A 456-nucleotide genomic window follows, 5' to 3' on the forward strand; every position below is an offset into this window, starting at 1 on the left:
GGACGCGCCGGAGCTGCCCTGCAGCGGCAGCACGACCTCCACCGGCTGGGCCAGCGCCGTGCGGGCCGGCGGGGTGGCGACCAGCACCGCCGAGAGCGCGGTGAACTCGTCGAGCCGGACGGTGGCGGTGAGCGTCCAGGTGCCGGCGCCCGGGATGGACATGCCGTCGCCGACGTAGTGCCCCGGCCCCGCGGGCTCCAGGGCGACGTCGAGGGGCCCGATCTGCTGGCTGCGCTCGGTGAGCGTCAGCCGGATCTCGGCCGGCTGGGTCAGCCGCCCGGCGTCGTCGAAGAGGTAGACGTGCAGCGCGTTCTCGCCGGGGCGCGCCGGCTCCACCGTCAGCTGGACGCTGCCGGTGGACGCGCCGGAGCTGCCCTGCAGCGGCAGCACGACCTCCACCGGCTGGGCCAGCGCCGTGCGGGCCGGCGGGGTGGCGACCAGCACCGCCGAGAGCGC

1 protein-coding gene is annotated in these 456 nt (G+C 77.4%); it reads right to left on the reverse strand.

What is annotated here, in order from left to right; genetic code table 11:
- The coding region (locus tag E9549_RS22910; RefSeq protein WP_236828900.1) for a FixH family protein at positions 1-456 on the reverse strand (456 nt) is incomplete at both ends.

The organism is Blastococcus sp. MG754426 (assembly GCF_021699055.1).
Classification (GTDB): Bacteria; Actinomycetota; Actinomycetes; order Mycobacteriales; family Geodermatophilaceae; genus Blastococcus.